The sequence below is a fragment of the Oleiphilus sp. HI0125 genome, assembly GCF_001635355.1.
This window is the reverse complement of sequence record NZ_LWGF01000409.1, coordinates 1-947: the sequence shown is the minus strand read 5'-3', so window position 1 is coordinate 947 and position 947 is coordinate 1. Positions and strand designations below refer to the sequence as shown.

At 49.1% G+C, this 947-nt stretch carries 1 protein-coding gene; it reads right to left on the bottom strand.

Annotation, left to right across the window (positions count from 1 at the left end; genetic code table 11):
- Positions 1-947, bottom strand: a 947-nt coding sequence (locus A3762_RS27160) for a hypothetical protein (RefSeq protein ID WP_197469050.1), incomplete at both ends; no start/stop codon positions are given.

Sequence of the window (947 nt, the reverse complement as noted above, 5' to 3'; positions counted from 1 at the left end):
GGAGGAGTAATGGTTAAGCCTATCAAATCAGACCCCGAGACCTCCCAAATGCCTTCACCACGATCAATGCCTTTATTCAATTGCGCACCCGCAGGAACGCCGGCCAACTCGATATGGGTTATTTTCTCTGAACCATCTTCGTCAATCACATCAGTGCTAACTAGCAGCGCTATAGCCGAATCCTCATCGCCCTCAACGTCTTCAACAGTCAATGTTGGTGTATCAGCTACTGGATCTATATAGACAGTGTGGAGCAACGTTTGCTGTACTTCACTTGTTAGTCCCGTGTTCGGATCAGTATCAGTCAACGTAAACTCGATGCTCAACACAAAATCATCACTACTGTGCTCAGGCGGAATGATCTCTAGACCTTGCCATTCAGCAGCGGTCAATATCCATGTACCGTAACCGTCATCATAACCTGCAGAGAGCTGCGCGCCTGAGGGCAAATCGCTGATTGCCACTGAACTAATAGCCTCCGATCCGTCAAGATCATCCAGCTGAACAGACATCTGTAGAGGGATAGCATAGTCTTCAAATAACCTTGTAATGTCTCCCTCAATACTCAAGCTATCCACGACCGCGTTAACCTCAACATCCATCGTCGACAAGGTCTCAGACGTACTCACCTCTCCTGTCTCAGGATCGACATCTGCCACGCTCGCCAACACCGATAAGCTGAAGTCTTCGCTATCATGCAGCGGTGGCGTAATCGTTAGACCGACCAACTGATCGACACTTAAGGTCCAGCTATTGTCACCGTTATCAACGCCAGCTGATAACGTCGCACCCACTGGCACATCGCTGATTACTATCGATTGCACTGACTCAGAACCATCAAGATCCACCAAGCTAGCCATAATATCGAGTGTAATAGCCGTATCTTCATCACCTGTCGCAGGGGTCATCACCAAGGTTGGCGCATCCGCAACAGCATCAACCTGCAC